The sequence below is a fragment of the Marinovum sp. J2-8 genome, assembly GCF_055808435.1.
In genome coordinates this window covers 160,467-178,364 of the sequence record NZ_JBVVRZ010000004.1, presented here as the reverse complement: position 1 = coordinate 178,364, position 17,898 = coordinate 160,467, and the positions used below count along the sequence as shown (strand labels likewise).

At 56.5% G+C, this 17,898-nt stretch carries 21 protein-coding genes and 1 pseudogene; 16 read left to right on the top strand and 6 right to left on the bottom strand.

Annotation, left to right across the window (positions count from 1 at the left end; translation table 11 throughout):
- Positions 1 to 75 precede the first annotated feature (75 nt).
- Positions 76 to 315, top strand: a complete 240-nt coding sequence (locus tag AC0L4F_RS13805; protein ID WP_473446533.1) for a hypothetical protein — start codon at positions 76 to 78, stop codon at positions 313 to 315.
- Positions 316 to 424: 109 nt separating this feature from the next.
- Here AC0L4F_RS13805 and AC0L4F_RS13800 read toward each other — a convergent pair.
- A pseudogene (locus AC0L4F_RS13800) lies at positions 425 to 556 on the bottom strand (IS5/IS1182 family transposase); the annotation flags it as partial.
- A gap of 40 nt (positions 557 to 596) precedes the next feature.
- Complete coding sequence (locus tag AC0L4F_RS13795; RefSeq protein WP_244689181.1) at positions 597 to 1,445, bottom strand: helix-turn-helix transcriptional regulator; 849 nt, start codon at positions 1,443 to 1,445, stop codon at positions 597 to 599.
- 171 nt (positions 1,446 to 1,616) lie between these two features.
- On the opposite strand from AC0L4F_RS13795, the gene AC0L4F_RS13790 reads away from it, so the two are divergent.
- The 11 genes from AC0L4F_RS13790 to AC0L4F_RS13740 all read left to right on the top strand — a co-directional run bounded on the left by AC0L4F_RS13790 (position 1,617) and on the right by AC0L4F_RS13740 (position 10,858).
- Entirely contained in the window at positions 1,617 to 2,747 is a 1,131-nt protein-coding gene (locus tag AC0L4F_RS13790) for an enolase C-terminal domain-like protein (protein WP_244689179.1), read from the top strand.
- 56 nt (positions 2,748 to 2,803) lie between these two features.
- Positions 2,804 to 3,796, top strand: coding sequence for a sugar ABC transporter substrate-binding protein (locus AC0L4F_RS13785; RefSeq protein WP_244689176.1), 993 nt, complete (start codon positions 2,804 to 2,806; stop codon positions 3,794 to 3,796).
- A gap of 181 nt (positions 3,797 to 3,977) precedes the next feature.
- Positions 3,978 to 4,922: an ABC transporter permease gene (locus AC0L4F_RS13780; protein ID WP_244689174.1), complete on the top strand. Its 945-nt coding sequence runs from the start codon at positions 3,978 to 3,980 to the stop codon at positions 4,920 to 4,922.
- On the top strand, positions 4,919 to 5,473 hold the full coding sequence (locus AC0L4F_RS13775; protein WP_244689172.1) for an ATP-binding cassette domain-containing protein: 555 nt from the start codon (positions 4,919 to 4,921) through the stop codon (positions 5,471 to 5,473). The genes AC0L4F_RS13780 and AC0L4F_RS13775 overlap by 4 nt, the downstream gene beginning before the upstream one ends.
- 22 nt (positions 5,474 to 5,495) lie before the next feature.
- Positions 5,496 to 5,864: a hypothetical protein gene (locus AC0L4F_RS13770; RefSeq protein ID WP_244689169.1), complete on the top strand. Its 369-nt coding sequence runs from the start codon at positions 5,496 to 5,498 to the stop codon at positions 5,862 to 5,864.
- Entirely contained in the window at positions 5,761 to 6,432 is a 672-nt protein-coding gene (locus AC0L4F_RS13765; protein ID WP_348524106.1) for an ATP-binding cassette domain-containing protein, read from the top strand. The genes AC0L4F_RS13770 and AC0L4F_RS13765 overlap by 104 nt, the downstream gene beginning before the upstream one ends.
- Positions 6,432 to 7,202 carry an SDR family NAD(P)-dependent oxidoreductase gene (locus AC0L4F_RS13760; protein WP_244689167.1) on the top strand — a complete coding sequence of 257 codons (771 nt, stop codon included), beginning with the start codon at positions 6,432 to 6,434 and terminating at the stop codon, positions 7,200 to 7,202. Before AC0L4F_RS13765 ends, AC0L4F_RS13760 begins: the two co-directional genes overlap by 1 nt.
- A 3-nt stretch (positions 7,203 to 7,205) precedes the next feature.
- A complete protein-coding gene (locus AC0L4F_RS13755; RefSeq protein ID WP_244689164.1) occupies positions 7,206 to 8,243 on the top strand; it encodes a zinc-binding alcohol dehydrogenase family protein in 1,038 nt (345 codons plus the stop codon).
- Entirely contained in the window at positions 8,218 to 9,204 is a 987-nt protein-coding gene (locus AC0L4F_RS13750) for an aldo/keto reductase (protein WP_348524105.1), read from the top strand. The genes AC0L4F_RS13755 and AC0L4F_RS13750 overlap by 26 nt, the downstream gene beginning before the upstream one ends.
- Complete coding sequence (locus AC0L4F_RS13745) at positions 9,201 to 10,043, top strand: amidohydrolase family protein (RefSeq protein ID WP_244689160.1); 843 nt, start codon at positions 9,201 to 9,203, stop codon at positions 10,041 to 10,043. The genes AC0L4F_RS13750 and AC0L4F_RS13745 overlap by 4 nt, the downstream gene beginning before the upstream one ends.
- Positions 10,044 to 10,186: 143 nt before the next feature.
- On the top strand, positions 10,187 to 10,858 hold the full coding sequence (locus AC0L4F_RS13740) for an RraA family protein (protein ID WP_244689157.1): 672 nt from the start codon (positions 10,187 to 10,189) through the stop codon (positions 10,856 to 10,858).
- 301 nt (positions 10,859 to 11,159) lie between these two features.
- Here AC0L4F_RS13740 and AC0L4F_RS13735 read toward each other — a convergent pair whose 3' ends face one another.
- A complete protein-coding gene (locus tag AC0L4F_RS13735; protein WP_244689155.1) occupies positions 11,160 to 11,564 on the bottom strand; it encodes a winged helix-turn-helix transcriptional regulator in 405 nt (134 codons plus the stop codon).
- A gap of 22 nt (positions 11,565 to 11,586) precedes the next feature.
- Between AC0L4F_RS13735 and AC0L4F_RS13730 the strand changes: the two genes are divergently transcribed.
- Positions 11,587 to 12,069, top strand: a complete 483-nt coding sequence (locus AC0L4F_RS13730; RefSeq protein WP_244689153.1) for a hypothetical protein — start codon at positions 11,587 to 11,589, stop codon at positions 12,067 to 12,069.
- A 256-nt stretch (positions 12,070 to 12,325) separates the two neighbouring features.
- Here the strand turns inward: AC0L4F_RS13730 and AC0L4F_RS13725 are convergent, their stop codons facing one another.
- The 3 genes from AC0L4F_RS13725 to dctP form a co-directional block, all read right to left on the bottom strand.
- The gene (locus AC0L4F_RS13725) at positions 12,326 to 13,771 is read right to left on the bottom strand and encodes a TRAP transporter large permease (protein ID WP_473446526.1); all 1,446 of its coding nucleotides are present in this window, start codon (positions 13,769 to 13,771) and stop codon (positions 12,326 to 12,328) included.
- Positions 13,768 to 14,280 carry a TRAP transporter small permease subunit gene (locus AC0L4F_RS13720; protein ID WP_244689151.1) on the bottom strand — a complete coding sequence of 171 codons (513 nt, stop codon included), beginning with the start codon at positions 14,278 to 14,280 and terminating at the stop codon, positions 13,768 to 13,770. Before AC0L4F_RS13720 ends, AC0L4F_RS13725 begins: the two co-directional genes overlap by 4 nt.
- A gap of 65 nt (positions 14,281 to 14,345) precedes the next feature.
- The gene (dctP, locus tag AC0L4F_RS13715; protein ID WP_244689149.1) at positions 14,346 to 15,368 is read right to left on the bottom strand and encodes a TRAP transporter substrate-binding protein DctP; all 1,023 of its coding nucleotides are present in this window, start codon (positions 15,366 to 15,368) and stop codon (positions 14,346 to 14,348) included.
- 48 nt (positions 15,369 to 15,416) lie between these two features.
- Between dctP and AC0L4F_RS13710 the strand changes: the two genes are divergently transcribed.
- The 3 genes from AC0L4F_RS13710 (at position 15,417) to AC0L4F_RS13700 (ending at position 17,759) form a co-directional block, all read left to right on the top strand.
- A complete protein-coding gene (locus AC0L4F_RS13710) occupies positions 15,417 to 16,199 on the top strand; it encodes a GntR family transcriptional regulator (protein WP_244689147.1) in 783 nt (260 codons plus the stop codon).
- Positions 16,200 to 16,215: 16 nt separating this feature from the next.
- Positions 16,216 to 17,310, top strand: a complete 1,095-nt coding sequence (locus tag AC0L4F_RS13705) for an isocitrate/isopropylmalate dehydrogenase family protein (protein ID WP_244689144.1) — start codon at positions 16,216 to 16,218, stop codon at positions 17,308 to 17,310.
- 167 nt (positions 17,311 to 17,477) lie between these two features.
- Positions 17,478 to 17,759, top strand: coding sequence for a putative quinol monooxygenase (locus AC0L4F_RS13700; protein WP_244689142.1), 282 nt, complete (start codon positions 17,478 to 17,480; stop codon positions 17,757 to 17,759).
- The last annotated feature ends 139 nt before the right edge of the window (positions 17,760 to 17,898 follow it).

Sequence of the window (17,898 nt, the reverse complement as noted above, 5' to 3'; positions counted from 1 at the left end):
CATAAATTTAAATGTATTTACAGGTATCTGACAGGTGGAGTTTTAAAAAATCAATCCCAAATTTATGAAACACATATGATCGAGGCTTATAGCCTGAAAATGACAAGAGCGGTGAATGCGATGGCTGATAAAAAGGTCTTGGTGCATCTGTCGTACGGAGTTGCGATGCGCGCCAGTCTTTCATCCGACCGAACATGTTCTCGATCCGGCTTCGACACTTGTTACACCCTTCTGGCCGTGGTTGATGGCGCGCAACTTGGTGTTCAGCCGCCTTTGGTCCGGCCAATCAGGCGTCCGTCTCCCCCCTTTGTTTGACGTCCAAATCGGCCATCGCCCGAGTATTTACATCTCTGTTTTACAAAGGCTTAGAGGTTTCACGGGGTTGCGCGAGCCTACCGCGGGCACGGTCCCCTTCAACTGTATGGCCATAGGCCGCGGGTGCGTCGCGCGACCTATGACCATTGCAGTCTATGAAGATCATCCCACTCAATACACGTCAATCATAAATGCGGTGTTTGCCGTGTGACTTGGGAAAGAATGGCGCAAGGCGTGCCATCTGCGCCAACGTTAATCAGAAAAGAATGGATGCACATTTTTTAATCAAAAAAGCGATCGAAGGCTCTGAATTGTTTGGGGGTATAGCCGGTGTGGTGTTTGAATTCACGCGACATATGTGATGCACTGCTGAAGCCGAGGTCTTCTGCCAAATTTGAGATGGGTTGTGATGAGAGGCGCAGTTCCCGTTTTACCAGTTCAATGCGTTGTTTTCGAATGTAATCTTGTGGTGACATGCCAAAAGTCATTGTAAATTTCTTGGCGAAATATGAGCGGCTCATTGCGGCCAGACGAGGTAAGTCGGCGACTGTTATTCCCGTTTCCAGGTTTTGTTCAATATAGCGCAAGGCGGGTGCCAGACGTTTCATATCCTTGCGCCGTTTGCGGAGTTTTTCGGTATCTGATGCTTGAAAATGCGGGCCAAGCAGCGTCAGGATTTGGCCGCGTATCGAAAGCTGGTGCGCAAAGGAACGCTTTTGCGCCAGCGCATCAATTTCCACCATCTTGTTGAGTGTTGTGGTCATATCCATCGCGGGCACGATTACATGGAAAGGGTGGAGGTCCAGCGCGTCCAGGCCATTGTCCAATGTCATTTTGAAACACACATTGAGCAGCCGCAGATGCGAAGGGCACGCATAGCGAAACAGCGTCGTGGTCGGGAAAAGATAGGTATGGCCCGCGACCAATTTCTGGGTCGTTTCGTTATAGGTGACTTCGGCTTCACCTTCCGCGATAAAATAGAGCCGATGGTAGTCATCGTTTAGACGCACGCCGTTCCACTCTGTGCCGTAGGTGGAGTTGTCTGAATGAAAGATGTCGATGTGCAGCGCACCCGCAGATTTGTCCAAAAGCGGAATCCAGTCACTCTTTTTGCCAAAATAATAGGTCATAGCTTCAACGAAAAAGCCATAAAAGTATAGGCATGCTGCACAGAAAGAGACATGCGTGACATTTTTGTGGAGATCTGAGCATAGACGAATGCCCCGACAATACGAATGATCATTCCTCACCCGCGGGTCGCAGAGTTAAGGAAATCTGCCTTCGACCGCTTAGGAGGATTGATGAGAGTTGAGAAGTTCGAAACCTGGATTTGCACACGTCCAAAAGGGCTGTTCGATGAAAGCCGCGAAGGTGCTGCCCCCATGCCATGGGATTATGGCGTTGGTCGAATTACAACGTCGGACGGGGTTGAGGGGCTGGCGACTTTTTGGGCTGCGCGGTCTGGGGCTGTCACCCAATCGTATCTGGCAGATGTGATTGCGCCAGTCATCCTGGGGCGCAGCATCACCGATCGTGAAAAAATCTGGCACGACTTTTGGAACATTGATCGCCACGGCGCGTTCTTTCCGGTGTTCCTGCCGGGCCCGATTGACGTCGCGATTTGGGATGCTGCGGCGAAGACAGCAGAACTGCCGTTGCATCAGTTTATCGGCAGCTACCGATCAAAACTTCCTGTCTACGCGAGCAGCTTGTGGTTGGAGACGGTCGAGGAATACGTGACCGAGGCGCTGCGGTATAAGGCCAAGGGTTTCAAGGCTTATAAAATTCATCCCTGCGGTCCGAGTGACATGGATATGGCCATTCACCAAGCGGTCCGCGATGCGGTTGGACCAGACATGATCCTTATGTCCGACCCGGTTGCGGAATACTCTCTGAGCGAGGCAATCAAGGTTGCGCGCCATCTGGAAACCTTGAACTTTCGCTGGCTCGAAGAGCCGTTCCGCGACTATGAGCTGGACAAATATGCCAAGCTTACGGCCGCCGTGGATATTGAAATCGTTGGCACAGAGACAACGCGGGGTGGCCCGTGGGGGATCGCCCAGGCGATCAAGTCCGACGCCGTAAATACCGTACGCGCCGACGTTTCCTGGAAGGCGGGCATCACGGGCACGCTCAAGTCCTGCTACCTGGCCGAAGCACATGGCATGAACTGCGAATTGCACACCACAACGATGGGGCCAATGGACATGGCGAATGTGCATGTTTCATGTGCCGTTCGGAATTGCGATTTCTTTGAATTGTTTGTGCCCGAAGACACGTTTCAGGCGCCAATGAAGCAAAGCTATTACGACTTTATCGATGCCGAGGGGGATATCCATGCGCCGTCAGGTCATGGACTGGGTGTCGATATCGACTGGGATCTTGTCGAGAACTCCTGTTGTTCTCATCAGGTTTTCGAACACCGGGGTTAACCCGGAAACTGTCCGCTCTCGTGACGCAAGTGGGCGCAAAATACTGGAGGAAAACAATGAAAAACATTCTGAAAACCGGCCTTGCCGCCGTGGCCGGGGCCGTTTTTGCGACGGGGGCTTTTGCGCAAGACGTCAAATACGCATGGTATGCCTCGACGGTGCATCCCTATTTCGACGAAGTGCAAACAGGTGTCGATCAATTTGCAGAAGACTACGGTGTCGAAGTCTTCAAGCGCCTTGGCCAGGACTGGACCCAGGACAACCAGAACGACAACGTCACCGCCATGGCGGCACAGGGGTATAACGCCTTTTCCATCTACCCCGCCGACGTCACCGCCGCGAAGGGGCTATATGAGGAGCTTGTCTCCTTTGGCGTTGATGTGGTCGATTTCGGCCAGGCGACAACGCAGCCCACCCCAGCCTCCTTTTACGTTGGCACGCAACTGAAAGAAGCGGCGATGCTGGCGACAGAGGAGCTGATTGCGGCAATGGGCGGCGAGGGCAATATCCTCAACGTGCTGGAAGTGCCAAGCGAAGCAACCCTGCTGCGCAAGGAAGGCGTCGAGGAAGTGGTCGCCAAATATCCCAACGTGCAGATCATCCAAACCGTTGGCGACATGTCGACGATTGAGGAAAGCACCGAGAAAGTTCAATCCGCCATGGCTGCGAACCAAGGCAAAATCAACGGGATCATCGCGACGGGCTATACGCCCACCGTGGCCATCGCGCAGATCCTGACCGAGTATCACGAAGGCGGTGGCGAACGCATTCATTTCTTCGGCATCGACACGGATCCGGTTGTGATGGACGCGATTGCGGCGGGGCATATTGACGGCACCATGGCGCAAAATCCGTTTGGGCACGGCTACATTTCCATGGTGTTGCTGAAGTACAAGTCCGAGGGCTGGTCCGCCAAGGAAGGCGTGCACGCGATTGATGCGGGTGTTGTTCCTGTGACCGCGGCCAATCTCGACACCTATGCGGATGACATCGCCACATTGACCAAGTCGATCATTGCCAACCTGGAAACCGAATATTTGACGAAGTAGCCTCCCTACGCGTCATCGGCCGGTCCCTGCGTTATCGCGTGGGGGCCAGCCACAAAAAGCGATCCACCACGCCTCCCCAACCACACCACCAAGACCCACCAGCGTCGCTCCCCCTCGGGGTTGAGCGCGCCACTAAGTGAAAGTGAACACCTTGACCTTCAGCAAACTCAAAAATGGGAAAGTGATCTCAGGAGCCGAAATAGGCATTCTGGGGGCCGCACTTTTGCTCATCGTGATCTTCTCGTTTTTGTCGGATAGCTTTCTGACCCCGTTCAATATCTTCAACCTCACGCGGACGCAGTCGCTTTATGTCTTTGTCGCGCTGGCGCAGGCGGTGATGTTGGTCACGGGCAATATGAACCTCTCTGTCGGCGCGATTGCGGGTCTGACGGCGGTGATCTTTGGCTATCTCATCGACACGCTTGGCCTGCCGCTGCCGGTCGCGCTGTTGGGTGCGATGGCTGTGGCGTTGCTTACCGGCGCGTTCAACGGCTTTGTGATGACCAAGCTCGGCGTGAACTCTTTCATTGTCACGCTGTCGACGCTCTTTATCTTCACCGGCTTCGTATACGGCATTTCCGAGGGCTATTCCTTCCGCGAAATCCCGCCCCTTTTCGTCAAGATCGGGCGGGGGAATTTCATGGGTCTTCCCTATCTGTTCTACCTCATGATCTTCACGCTGATCGCCGTATGGTATCTGTTCCGTTATACGGTGTTTGGTCGTCAATTGCTCGCCACCGGCAGCAACGAAGAGGCGGCGGAACTCTCGGGGATCAACACCCATCGCGTCATCATGGGGGCCAATCTGCTCTCTGCATTTTTCGCGGGTGTTGGCGGGTTGCTTTGGGTGTCGCGCCTTGGGGCGGCGCAACCGGCGATTGGTGAGAATTGGCTCATCATCTCGTTTGCTGTTGCCATTATTGGCGGCACGGCGCTGGCGGGTGGGCGTATCACCGCGATCGGCATCTTTGGCGGCGCATTGATCATGGTGTTGATCAAAAACGGCCTGATCCTGCTGCAAGCCAATGTCTATTTTGAGCAAGCCTTCCTTGGGGCGATCATCCTGCTCACCATTCTTCTCGACCGTGGTCGAGAGGTCTGGAGCGGGAAGGCAGGCAAAAAATGACGCTCGAACTTCGTAATATCAGCAAGAGTTTCCCAGGGGTGAAGGCGCTGGACGATGTGTCTGTGACCTTCCACCCCGGCCAAGTGCATGCGCTCTTGGGGGAAAACGGTGCGGGGAAAAGCACGCTCATCAAAGCGATCTGTGGCATCCACAAGGCCGACAGCGGCGAGATCGCGCTTGACGGCAAGGTGCTCAACCTCGGGTCGCTCAAGGACGGAATGCGCCACGGCATCACCATCGTGAACCAGGAAATTCAGGTGTTTGCCGAAAGCAGCATCGCCGAGAACATCATGATGGACAAGCTGGAGATCTACCGGGGTCCGCTTGGGATCGACTGGGTGCGGATGAACCGCGACGCGGAAATCTACCTCAAGCGCGTCGGTCTTGACCTTCATCCCGAACACCCCATCGGCGGCCTGAGCGCGGCGCAAAAGCAACTGGTGCAAATCGCCAAAGCCCTGTCGCGCGATGCCAGTGTCATCCTGCTTGATGAACCGACATCGTCGATCACGGTGAGTGAAGTGCGCAAATTGTTCGAGCTTCATCTCTGAACTGCGCGACAAGGGGATCACGATGATCTTCGTTTCGCACAAGTTGGAAGAAGTGCAAGAGATTTGCGACATGATCACCGTGCTGCGCGACGGTCAGCACGTGGGCACCAAATCCATGTCCGAACTGGACCGCGAGGGCATCATCGAGATGATGATCGGCCGCAAGATCCAGATCGAGACCTACGATCAATTGCACACCGACCCAAAGGATATCGTGCTTGAGGCCAGGGGGCTGACATCGCATGGGCTGATCGAAGACGCGAGCTTCTCCCTGCGGCGCGGCGAAGATTCTGGGCTTTTACGGGCTGGTTGGATCGGGGCGCACGGAACTTGCCAAAACCATCATCGGCTATTTGCCCAAACACGCGGGCACGCTGTTGGTTGCGGGTGAAGAGGTGCAGATCAATTCGGTGCAGCACTGCGTCGAGCGCCATAGCATTGGCTACATCTCGGAGAACCGCAAAGAAGAGGGTCTGTTCCTCGATTTCGATATCGAGACGAACATGACCATCACCATCTGGAAACGTCTGCGCAACCGCCTGACCCGCGCCATCAACAACCGCGCGCAAGAGGCCAAGGCACAAGAGATGATGGAGGCGCTGGACGTGCGCGCCACGGGCATCGGCCAGCGGGTCGGCAACCTGAGCGGCGGCAATCAACAGAAGATTTCCATCGCCAAATGGCTGGCTGCTGACAGCAATATTCTGATCATCGACGAGCCAAGTGTCGGCGTGGATGTGGGCGCAAAATCCACCATCCACGACATCGTCTGGGATCTCGCCAACACCAAAGGAAAATCGGTGATCCTGATTTCGTCTGACATGCCGGAAATGATCTCGCTCGCCAGCAGGATCGTCGTGTTCAAAGAGCGCAAAATCACCGGTGTGGTCGATGGAATTGCCTGTCCCGGCCAGAGTTATGACAGCGTAAGCCGCGATATTGGGGGGCTGATGGCCTGATGGATACCTTGATTGAAAACCCGTTCCGGCTTGACGGAAAAACCGCGCTTGTCACAGGCGGGGGGAGTGGCCTTGGCCTTGGCATCGCGCAATGTTTCGTGGCCTCTGGCGCGCGGGTGATGATTGCGGGCCAGTCAGAGGCAAAGCTGACCGCCGCGGTTGAAAAACTCGGGCCCGCTGCGTCGTATCATGTGGCCGATGTCACCGATGCGGAGGCGGCAAAGGGCCTGATCGACGCCTGCACCGCGCGGTTCGGGACGCTCGATTGTCTTATCAACAACGCGGGCACCCATGTCAAAAAACCCTATCTCGAGATGACGGACGAGGACGTGCAAAACGTCCTGGACGTGCATGTGGTGGCGGCCTTTCGGTTGAGCCAATTGGCCATTCCCGCCATGCGCAGGGCGCATTCGGGCAGCATCGTGTTCATCGCCTCTATGGCGTCTTACCTTTCGATCCCGCAGGTGATCGGCTATTCCGCCGCCAAATCCGCCGTGCTGGGGCTGGTGCGCGGCACCGCCGCCGAGGTGGGCGGCGACGGCATCCGTGTGAACGCCATCGCGCCGGGGTGGATCACCTCGCCGATGACGGAAAAAGCCCTCTCGGGCGACCCCGAACGCAAACACAAAATCCTGTCACGCACGCCAATGGGCCGCATGGGCGCGGCCACTGATATTGGATGGGCGGCAACCTATCTGTGTGCGCCCGCCGCGGGCTTTGTGACCGGACATACCTTAGTCGTCGATGGCGGCGCAGTGAGTGGATTTTAGACCATGCAAGCATTCTTTATTGACGGGCCGGGCGCCACCCATTTTGGCGAAATCGACCCGCCCCAGATCAAGGCAGGCGAGGTCCTGTTGCATGTGGATCGTGTCGGTCTGTGCGGCTCTGACCTTAATACATTCAAGGGGTTGAACCCGCTGGTCAGCTACCCGCGCATCCCCGGCCATGAGATCGCTGCGACGATTCTGGCCGTGGGCGCGGATGTGCCAGAGGGGTTTGCAAAAGGACAGCGTGTCACGCTTAACCCCTACAAGAATTGCGGCACCTGCTATGCCTGTCAGACGGGGCGGATCAACGCCTGTCGCAACAATCAAACCATGGGCGTGCAGCGCGAGGGCGCGTTGACCGAACAGATCGCAGTCCCATGGGAGCGCGTCGTCACCTCAACAGTGACAGACCCCAACCACCTGGCATTGATCGAGCCGATGGCCGTCGGCTTTCATGCGGTGCGCCGTGGCGCAGTGAGCGCCAGCGACACCGTCGCGGTGTTCGGTTGCGGGGCCATTGGGCTTGGCGTGATCGCGGGCTGCGTGCGGGTGGGGGCGACGGTGATTGCGGTTGATATCGACGACGCAAAACTCGACGTTGCGCGGACCGTAGGGGCCAAAGAGGTCGTCAACAGCGCCACCACCGATCCCGTTGCGCGCATCCATGAGATGACAGCCGGCAACGGCGTCCAGGTCGCCATCGAAGCGGTGGGGCTGGCACAAACGTTTTTGGCCTGTGTTGATGTTGCGGCCTCGGTCGGGCGGGTGGTTTATATTGGCTATTCAAAGGCCCCTGTGACCTATGACACCAAGCTGATCCTGACCAAGGAATTGGATATTCGCGGCTCTCGTGGCGCGCTGCAGCAAGATTTCCTCGATGTGGTGGGCTATGTCGAAAGCGGCGCTTATCCCGCCGACAAAACCATCTCGGGGGTGTTCCCCTTTGACAAGGTCGCAGAGGCCCTGGCGGCATGGGAAAACGATCCGCGCGCGGTGACGAAATTCATCGTGGCCAATGCGCCGGTATCCGAAGATGCGTAAAGGTGAATGCCCTGTGGCATTCGGGTGTTCGAGCCTCGGTGGCCTGTACGCCCCTATGGATGACGATACCGCACAAGACCTGCTGCAAGCCGCATGGGATGCGGGTCTTCGCTATTTTGACACGGCACCGCATTATGGCAACGGCATGTCAGAGCACCGTCTGGGTCACTTCCTGAAGGGGAGGGACGGCTATGTGATCTCTACCAAGGTTGGACGCGTTTTGACCCCGTCAAGCGCGCCGCAAGTGCCTGTGAATGGCTTTCACAGCCCTTTGCCCTTCGATCAGCATTTTGATTACAGCTATGATGGCATCATGCGATCCGTCGAGGGGTCTCTGGGGCGTCTTGGCCTTGATCACGTCGACATCTTGTATGTGCATGACATCGGCGATCCGAACGTTGGCACGGATACGCCGGGGCATATGGCTGCGTTGACTGACGGTGGACATCTTGCGTTGTCGAAGCTCAAGGCCGAAGGTGTCACGCGCCAGATCGGATTGGGGGTAAACACCGTCAGCGCATGTGAAACCCTGATCGGGCGCATGGAGCTGGACACGATTTTGCTTGCCGGGCGCTACACGCTTCTGGATCAAACTGCGGCGCTTGGGCTGTTGCCCATGTGCCGCGCGAACGAAATTCGGATCGTCATCGGCGGGGTGTTCAATTCGGGCATTCTCGCCACAGGACCAGTGGAGGGCGCGATGTATGATTATGCGCCCGCGTCAAAGAATGTTTTGGACCATGTTCAGGCGCTTTTGGATATTTGCGCCAAACACAATGTGCCGTTGGCCGCCGCTGCTTTGCAATTTCCGGGGCGTCATGACCTCATCGTCTCGACTTTGATTGGCACGTCGAAACCGGCGTCACTTCAGCGGAATCTGGCGCTTCTCAATACGCCATTGCCAGCGGCGTTGTGGGACGATCTTGCCAAATTGGCGAGCCAAGCCAAGGAATTGCCATGATTTTGGATGAGCATCAGCACTTCTGGCAATTGGCCCGTGGTGATTATCCGTGGCCGGATGAAAGTGTTGCGCAGATTTTGCGCGACTTTTTGCCCGATGACCTTGCCCCGCATCTGAATGCCAATGGCGTGGCAAAGACGATCCTTGTTCAGGCAACAGACACGGTTGCGGAAACCGAGTTTCTGTTGGCGCTTGCAGACCAGCATGCTGTTATTGCCGGGGTTGTCGGTTGGGTTCCGTTGGATAGCCCGGACGCCCCGGATTTGATTGATCGGCTGCGGCGCAATCCAATGCTCAAGGGGCTGCGCCCGATGCTGCAAAACATTGTTGCAGATGACTGGATTCTGCGGCCAGAAGTCCAACCCGCCCTTGCCCATATGCAAGCGATCGGGCTGTGCCTTGATGCGCTCATTCAGCCCCGGCATCTTGAGGTCATGGCCTGTGTCGCCAAGACCTATCCCGATCTGAAAATAGTGATTGATCATATCGCCAAACCGGACATGGGCGCGGGGAACCTTCCTGATGGCAAATGGATCAATGGCATGTCGGCCCTTGCACGTTGTCCCAATGTTTTTTGCAAATTTTCGGGCATGGTCACAGAGGTTGGCCCGGCGTGGTCTCTTGATCAAATTGCGCCCTTTGCCGATCACGTGCTGAACTGCTTTGGTCCGTCAAAGCTTATGTGGGGAAGTGACTGGCCGGTGGTGAACCTCGCCTCTGACTATCCAACGTGGTGCCAGACAGCCCGAAAACTGGTCCGCCACCTGTCTGAGGACGCGCAGCATGCCATTTTCTGGCGAACCGGGACCGATTTCTACAATCTCTCTTCCGCGAGATAGGCAGAACCGGGAACACGAATGACATTCTCTGGTGCAACGCAGTCGCCCGCCAACCAGCATCCGTGGATGCAACACAAATCACAGACCGCGTCGTGCGTTTACAGGGCGGCGTGTGGGCCTGAAATCAAACAAGGATACCCGACATGAAAGACGCCGAAACCTTCAGAAAAATCAAAACCTCGCTGTGTACGGCCGTTGTCGGGGACGTTTTGGATACGATGGGGTTTCGCCATCAGTATTTGCCGCAACCGATCAAACCTCTTGTCGAGAATACCAAATTGGTCGGGCGTGCAATGACCGTACTGGAGGCCGATTATCCAGAAGGCCGCGGCCATGGTCCTTTGTCGGATGTACCGTTTGGCGTCATGTTCGCGGCATTGGATGATCTCAAATCTGACGAGATCTATATCGCGTCGGGTTCGTCATTCGAATACGCGCTTTGGGGTGGGTTGATGTCGACACGGGCGCAGCACCTGAATGCCGCAGGCGCCATCCTGAACGGATTTATTCGCGATACCGGCGAAATCCGAAATCTTGATTTCCCGGTCTTTTCCCGTGGCAGTTTTGCCCAGGATCAAGGCGTGCGCGGCAAGGTCCTCGACTATCGGGTGCCCATTGAGATGAACCATCTGACAGTGCAAAACGGCGATCTTCTGTTCGGAGACGACGAAGGTGTTCTGGTCATTCCGCAATCAGCAGAGCAGGAGGCTATTGAGTTGGCATTGGAGAAGGCCTCTACCGAAAACGCCGTTGCAGATGCAATCCGTAACGGCATGAGCGCCACCGAAGCCTTTGAAACCTTTGGCGTGATGTAGGTATCAATGCCGATCAAGTGACACCTGGGCCTGACGGCTGGGAATCGCCGGAAGAGGGGAGCCGCTTGACGCTGTGGCCCTTCGGTTCGGGGTGCCAGCGCCACTATATCGAACGTCGAGAAATTGTGCGATCGAAGTGCCGATGTCGGACATCGGGACACAGGTCTGCGCGCCGGTGCCTTCCGACCCTCGGATGAGGATCAGAACCTGTTTTCTTGTATGGTCGTTCCGGTCCAGATCGCAATTTCGACAGGGTCTCCGCGAGGCGATTGTCAAATGCCCCCAACATCCGATTTTGAATTCAACCCTCACGCAGCTCATTTTCAAAGCCAACGCGATCGCGCTGGATCTTTTCCAAAACGTCGCGCTTCGCGACCGCTCTCTCGTCGTATTTGCCGCTCCATATTACAATTTCAATCAGGATCGGGGCGAGGTCGCGGCCTTTTTGCGTGAGGCTGTAGATAAAACTGCGGCGATTTTCCGGGTCACGGTTTTTCTCAACGATCCCATTACTCTCAAGCTGCTTGAGGCGATCAACAAGGATGTTGGTGGCGATCCCCTCTTCTGACTGGAGGAACTGACTATAGGTCCTTTTGCCGGCCAGCATGATTTCGCGAATGATCAGCAGGGTCCAGCGATCCCCGAAGGTATCCAGCCCAAATGCGACGGGGCAGCCAGAGGTGCGTTTTTGCGTTTCGGGTTTCATGCCGCCACCTTAGAAAGATAACTTGCAAAGTGCAATGCGTAAGGCTGTCGAATTACGTATTGCATTTTGCAATCAAAGGAAACTTGGTATGCCAATTACACTTACACTCACACAAGGTGTCCTGCCTGCCGGGCAGGAAGCCGTTGCCGTTGCTCAAATCACTGACGCTTTCCTCAAGCATCACGGATTGGCCGGACACAGGGTGATGACACCCAATGTGACCGCCCATCTCGTTGTTTTGCCAAAGGAGAGCACCTTTTCCGGCGGCAAGCCGGTTGCCGGTGCATGGGTCGAAACCAAAACGCCATCTTTCGCGCTCGCAGACCGGGCGGTCCAGGCCGCGTTTTTTTGTGAAGCGACGCAAATCCTGCACGATCTTTCGGGTGGCACGCTTTCAAAGGACCGCATTTGGTCAAACGGTGTTCATGCGGTTGACGGGACATGGAATATCGCTGGCAAAGCACTCAGCAACGCAGAGATTGCCGAGGCCCTATCCGCAGGGTGATCATGGCTGACCCTATCCTTCGTCCGAAACGTTTACCCGTCTGGGAACGGTCCTGAGCGCAGCTTGCCACCGAAACGGGATGCTGCTTTTGCAGCATCCCCACGACGGGTCTTTGTCGCGCCAGCAGCATTGGGAAATCCTGGCCAGGCAGCAGTGCAGGGCTTTCCCGAGCCATATTGCAGCCATCCATTGCCGGTTTGGAGAGCCGTTCAGTCAAGCCGAATAGGCCGCGGTATCAATGGCGTGGTTACGCAAATCAGATTGATCCACGTGCAAATGCGATCAATGCCCAAACCAGCGTTACGACGGCAATCGCGCCAATAATCTCTGGCCACCACCCGAAATCGTAAATCTTGTGATCTTCGTCATTTGTATCCATGGCGATGTCCTTTCTAGAGGCCCGGCAGCCAAAGTGCGATCTGTGGGAAGGCCATGACAAGCGCAAGGCCAATGATCTGAAGCCCAATAAAGGGAAGCACGGCGAGAAAGATCTCTTGAAGCGTGACATCCTTGGGCGCGACGCTTTTGAGATAGAAACAGGCGGGCCCAAATGGGGGGAGAGCATGTAAACCTGAATGTTCATCGCAAAAAGTATGCCAAACCATACCGGATCATACCCAAGTTGTACCACGACAGGCGCAAAGACCGGCACCGTGATAAAAACAATCGCGATCCATTCCAGAAACGTGCCCAGAAAAAAGATGATCAGCATCATCACGATGATGACCATGATCGGTGCCATGTCCAGCCCGGTCAGAATGCCGCTCAAAAAGCGCGTGCCGCCCATCAGGTTGTAGATCCCGACAAGGCTCACCGCGCCGATGATCAACCAAAGGATCGAACCGGTCGTGATGGTTGTCGCCCAGAGCGCTTCTCGCACGCCCTGAAAGGTCAATTCGCGGCGTGCGGCAGCAACAATCAATGAGCCAAGAGCACCAATGGCTGCGGATTCCGTGACCGTTGCGATACCGCCATAGATCGAACCAAGAACGCCGAAAATCAGCAAGAACGGCAAGATCAGCCCCTTGAGATACGAGAGCCGTTGGAAAAACGACAGCCGGGCTTCGGGCGCGTCATAAACCGGCCCCACGGCGGGGTTCAATTTTACCCGGACAAGCACATACCCGATATAGAGAGCGGCCAGCAAAACGCCCGGGCCAACGCCTGCGGTGAACAAGTCGCGCACGGAAACACCCGCTTCGGCACCGTAAACGATAAGCACGACACTGGGCGGAATGAGTGTGGCCAAAGACCCCGATGCGCAAAGCACCCCGATAGAGAGTTTGCGGTCATACCCAAGCCGAAACATTTGCGGCAAGGCGATCAGGCCCAACAGCACAATCTCGCCGCCCACAATACCCGACATGGCGGCAAGCACCACGGCCACAAGGCAGGTCTGAACGGCAACGCCACCGCGCATTTGGCCGCCGAGCACAGCCATGGAGTTGAACAGTTCCTTGGCGACCCCGGATCGTTCCATGATATTGGCCATGAAAACAAAGAAGGGCACCGCCACCAGCGTCTGCTTGTCCATCACCTTGGAGACAGCAGAGGTCACAAGGATGAAACCGTTTGTGCCATAAGCGAAATAAGCGGTGCAGACCGAGATCAAAAGCGTGGAGGCCCCAAGCGGCACCCCAATTGCCATGAGGCTGAAAAGCGCGGTTACGATGCAGATTGTGATCAGCTCAATGCCCATCATTCAACTCCCATTTCGGCCGCGGCCTGTGTTTTTGGCGTCGGCGTCAGCAGATTTGCGAGCAGTTGAAGGAAATAAAGCGCAGCCGAGACCACGAGCATCGTCTTGACGTATGTGGGCGTATAGGGATCAAAGGCGCTGCCGGTGGTTTGCGGTGCCTTGAGCACCTTCACCATCGGCCCCCAAAGCATGATGAAAAGTCCGGCAACGCCGATCATCGACAATACGATTGCCAGCTTCTTCATGCGGCCCCAAAGTTTCTCACCCACCAGAATTTCCATCGTGGTGACGGTGATATGCCGCCGTTGCTGGGTGACGGCGCCGACGCAGAGCATCCAGGCGGTCGCCACCAAAACCATGATCATTTCCGATGTCCAGGAGGTTGGCGCGCCGAACACGTAACGCATAAAAACCTCATAGAGTGACAAGGAAACTGCCGCGAGGTAGAAAACCCCGCACACCTTGCCCAGGAAGACCGAAATCTTCCCCATATTTTCGACGAATGCCTGCATCCTACCCTCCCCGGTGGCGAAAAGGGGCAAGCGTCCGGGCGCGCCCCTTTTCCAGTTTGTTGTCGTTATTGGTTCAGAAGACCGATCTGCTTCATAAAGCTATAATGGGCATCAAGTGCCTTGCGGGCTTCGGGCGACTTAGCGGCCGTTTCTTCCCATGCCTCAGCGGCCAGAACGCGGAATTTGTCGCGCTCTTCCTGGCTCCAGTCGACCACGGTGATCTCACCGGCGGCCTTGTCTGCCTGCACTTGCTGCTTGTCCTGAAGATCAAGTTGCCGACGCAGGTCGTCATACGACGCATAGAACCAGGTTTCGACGGCAAGCTGCTGGTCTTCGGTCATTCCGTCCCAGACGCCTTGATTGATGACGAACTGGCGCATCGCCATGGAATGGATGCCGGGATAAAGCGGATACTTGGCAACCTGGTGGAACCCGCTGGTTGAGTTGTTGATGTAAGCCGAGGCATCAGCGGCGTCGATCACGCCCTTCTCGAGTGAGGTGAACACATCGCTGATCGACATCGAGACTGGTGCCGCGCCTGCTTTCTGAAAGACAGTGGCGGCAAGGCCAGAGGGCGACCGGATCTTCACGCCATCCAGATCGTCAACGCCGCGAATTTCGACCGTGGACACCAGCGCCTCTTTGGAAACGGCACCGCAGCCGACAACATGCAGGGCATCGGGCAGCGCCGTATCCCACAAGTCTTGCAGCGCATCGCGCCCACCGCCGTGGCGGCAAAAGGTTTGTACCTGCTCGGGTGAGTCGTCGCCGGCGATCAGGTCGCCCATGATTGCAAAGGCCGGATTGCGGCCCGTGAAATATGCCACCGAATTGAGGTCACCGCTGAGCACCCCGGCCATCACCGCCTCTGGCGTCTCGTTGCGATCGACGATCGCGTTGATCGGAAAGAACTCTATCGTGACTTCGCCGCCGGTCATGGCAGCCAGGCGTTTACCCCATTCATCTTCAAGGTAGCTGTATTCAAAAGCGCCACTTTGCGCCGAAGACTGAATCTTGAGAACCGTTTGCGAACTCGCAGCTGTGGCTGCCAACGACAATGCTGCCGCCGTAAGAATTATCCGTTTCATCTTTCCTCCTCCTGCCCGCGGTCGGGCCTTTTTCGTCGGTTGACCGACATGCCTCACAATAAGGCATTTTCTATTGCATCCGTCAATGTGTACATTAATGTATTTGACGGCGCCGACACGAAGTGCGATTATGCTCTCAACCAAAGGAGCCGCTTTCAGATGGCAGAGGCTATAAAATTATCACTCGTCGAGGCTGCCTATGCGCGGCTGAAAGAGGAAATTCGCACCAATCGGCTGCCTTCTGGCTTTCAGGCTCCGGAGCCTGAAATCGCCCTGCGACTTGGCATGAGCCGAACCCCGGTGCGCGAGGCACTGATCCGGCTGGAAGCCGAGGGGTTGGTGGAATTGATTCCGCGCCGTGGCGTGCGGGTATTGCCGATCCGCGCCGAAGACATGCGTGAGATCTATCAAATCCTGACCTCGCTCGAACCCGACGCCGCTGCGCGCTACGCGGAGACACGCCCCAGCGCAGAAGAGCTTAGCCCGCTGGCAGAGGCGACCGCCGACATGGAGGCCGCGCTGGAGTCCGAAGATCTTGATACATGGGCCGAGGCAGACGATCGTTTTCATCAAATCCTGCTGGATCTTCAAGGCAATCGCCGCATCAAAGACTTCGTTCGCGCGCTATACGATCAGGCCCATCGGGCGCGGGTCGTGACCATGCGGATGCGCGGACCGCCCCACCGTTCCACCCAAGAACACCGCGAAATTCTGGAATATCTGCTCGCGGGCGACGGAGAGTCTACACGCCGCCTGTTCAAGCAGCACCGCACGAGGTCCGCCGAGGAACTGCTGGCCATTCTCGAAAAGTACAAATTGGGCCAACTTTAGGCCGGAAGGAAAAAACATGTCAGAGAAACTGGGAATTGCGCTCATTCGGGGCGACGGGATAGGCGTGGACGTAGCGGACGCAACAATCGCCGTTGTGGATGCCGCCGTAGCCAAAGCCGGGCTTCCCGCGCTCACCTACGAAGAGATCCTCGCCGGCGCCGGTTATTACAAGGAAACCGGGCACGACATCGCGCCCGGCGGCGAGGTGCGTGCCGGAGAACTCGATGCGATTTTCCTCGGTGCCATCGGCATGCCGTCGGTGCGCCATGAAGACGGGACAGAGATTGCGCCACACCTGCGGCTGCGGGATCGCTATGGCCTTTATGCAGGCGTCCGCCCGGTCAAGGCGTACCCGAATGCCCCGCAGCGGCTGGCAGACCCTCGGGCCGCCGGGATCGACATGGTGATCCTGCGCGAATCCACCGAAGGTTTGTTCTTTTCCGCGGCAACCCATGGCCGCCCGAATGTTCACACCGATGAAGAGGTGTGCGACACCCTGCGCATCACCCGGCGCACCAGCGAAAAGCTCTTTCATTTCGGGTTCCGGCTGGCCGAAAAGCGCAAGGCACGTGGCCGCCCGGGCAAGCTGACCTGCGTGGACAAGGCAAATGTGTTCAACTCCATGGCCTTCTTTCGCAAGATCTTTAAAGAGATCGCGCCGCAATATGACGGGATCGAAGCCTCTTATAACTATGTAGACGCCCAGGCGCTGGATCTGATCCGCAAGCCTTGGGAATTCGATGTGATGGTGATGGAAAACATGTTTGGCGACATCCTTTCCGACCTGGGCGGTGGCCTTGTGGGCGGCATGGGCATGGCTGCATGTGCCGAGATCGGCGACGAAAATGGCCTCTTTCAACCCGCGCACGGCTCCGCCCCCGACATCATGGGCCAGGACAAGGCCAACCCGCTAGCGGCCGTGCTTTCGGGGGCATTGATGCTCGATTATCTCGCAGAGCGATCGGGCAACGAACGCTGGGCAGAAGCCGCCGAAATGGTGGAATCCGCCGTGCAAAAAGGCTTTGAGGCGAACCGTCTGCGACCCATGGAATTTGGTGGCGACATGGGCACGAAAGCCGTGACAAACGAACTTCTCGACCTGTTGGGTTAAGAGAGCCGGGCCGCTTAGGCACCATAGCCGAGGCTGTCATCGACCTGTCCGAATTGGCGAACACCTTAGCCGGATCGGGCAGGTCGGTTCTATCGGCCACGATTGCCCGTCAAGGTGCCGAATTCAGGCGATTCCGGTACCTTGCCGCCGCCGAAAAAGGTTATTCCATGTACGTTATCACCGTCACCTTCGAACCCCACCCCGGCCAAATGGACGCGTTTCTGCCGCTGATGCTGGAAAACGCAACCCGCTCGCTCGAAGACGAAGCCGGTTGCCACCGATTTGACGTCTGCCTGTCCGAAGACCGGGACCGCGTCTTTCTCTATGAATTATACACCGACAAAGCCGCCTTTGGCCGACACGTCGAAACCAGCCACTTCAAATCATTCGACGCAGCAGTCGCCGACATGGTGCTGAACAACTCAGTCCAGAGCTACGAATTGATATAAGCGGCGTTCCGATCACCCGGTTACATATTTTGCCCGAACCCGCGCCGGACATGATCCTGATTGGCTATCATCCCGATTGGGTCCGGGAAAGGAAATTAATCCGGGGCAAAATGGGGTGGGGTGTGTGCAATATGACCGA

What these genes read in the sequence shown, in the direction of transcription:
- dctP (WP_244689149.1), bottom strand. Translation starts at nt 15,368, where the DNA reads ATGAAACGGATAATTCTTACGGCGGCAGCATTGTCGTTGGCAGCCACA.
- AC0L4F_RS13705 (WP_244689144.1), top strand. Translation starts at nt 16,216, where the DNA reads ATGTCAGAGAAACTGGGAATTGCGCTCATTCGGGGCGACGGGATAGGC.
- AC0L4F_RS13720 (WP_244689151.1), bottom strand. Translation starts at nt 14,280, where the DNA reads ATGCAGGCATTCGTCGAAAATATGGGGAAGATTTCGGTCTTCCTGGGC.
- AC0L4F_RS13740 (WP_244689157.1), top strand. Translation starts at nt 10,187, where the DNA reads ATGAAAGACGCCGAAACCTTCAGAAAAATCAAAACCTCGCTGTGTACG.
- AC0L4F_RS13760 (WP_244689167.1), top strand. Translation starts at nt 6,432, where the DNA reads ATGGATACCTTGATTGAAAACCCGTTCCGGCTTGACGGAAAAACCGCG.
- AC0L4F_RS13750 (WP_348524105.1), top strand. Translation starts at nt 8,218, where the DNA reads ATGCGCCGGTATCCGAAGATGCGTAAAGGTGAATGCCCTGTGGCATTC.
- AC0L4F_RS13725 (WP_473446526.1), bottom strand. Translation starts at nt 13,771, where the DNA reads ATGATGGGCATTGAGCTGATCACAATCTGCATCGTAACCGCGCTTTTC.
- AC0L4F_RS13790 (WP_244689179.1), top strand. Translation starts at nt 1,617, where the DNA reads ATGAGAGTTGAGAAGTTCGAAACCTGGATTTGCACACGTCCAAAAGGG.
- AC0L4F_RS13795 (WP_244689181.1), bottom strand. Translation starts at nt 1,445, where the DNA reads ATGACCTATTATTTTGGCAAAAAGAGTGACTGGATTCCGCTTTTGGAC.
- AC0L4F_RS13700 (WP_244689142.1), top strand. Translation starts at nt 17,478, where the DNA reads ATGTACGTTATCACCGTCACCTTCGAACCCCACCCCGGCCAAATGGAC.
- AC0L4F_RS13785 (WP_244689176.1), top strand. Translation starts at nt 2,804, where the DNA reads ATGAAAAACATTCTGAAAACCGGCCTTGCCGCCGTGGCCGGGGCCGTT.
- AC0L4F_RS13755 (WP_244689164.1), top strand. Translation starts at nt 7,206, where the DNA reads ATGCAAGCATTCTTTATTGACGGGCCGGGCGCCACCCATTTTGGCGAA.
- AC0L4F_RS13735 (WP_244689155.1), bottom strand. Translation starts at nt 11,564, where the DNA reads ATGAAACCCGAAACGCAAAAACGCACCTCTGGCTGCCCCGTCGCATTT.
- AC0L4F_RS13805 (WP_473446533.1), top strand. Translation starts at nt 76, where the DNA reads ATGATCGAGGCTTATAGCCTGAAAATGACAAGAGCGGTGAATGCGATG.
- AC0L4F_RS13710 (WP_244689147.1), top strand. Translation starts at nt 15,417, where the DNA reads ATGCCTCACAATAAGGCATTTTCTATTGCATCCGTCAATGTGTACATT.
- AC0L4F_RS13775 (WP_244689172.1), top strand. Translation starts at nt 4,919, where the DNA reads ATGACGCTCGAACTTCGTAATATCAGCAAGAGTTTCCCAGGGGTGAAG.
- AC0L4F_RS13770 (WP_244689169.1), top strand. Translation starts at nt 5,496, where the DNA reads ATGATCTTCGTTTCGCACAAGTTGGAAGAAGTGCAAGAGATTTGCGAC.
- AC0L4F_RS13745 (WP_244689160.1), top strand. Translation starts at nt 9,201, where the DNA reads ATGATTTTGGATGAGCATCAGCACTTCTGGCAATTGGCCCGTGGTGAT.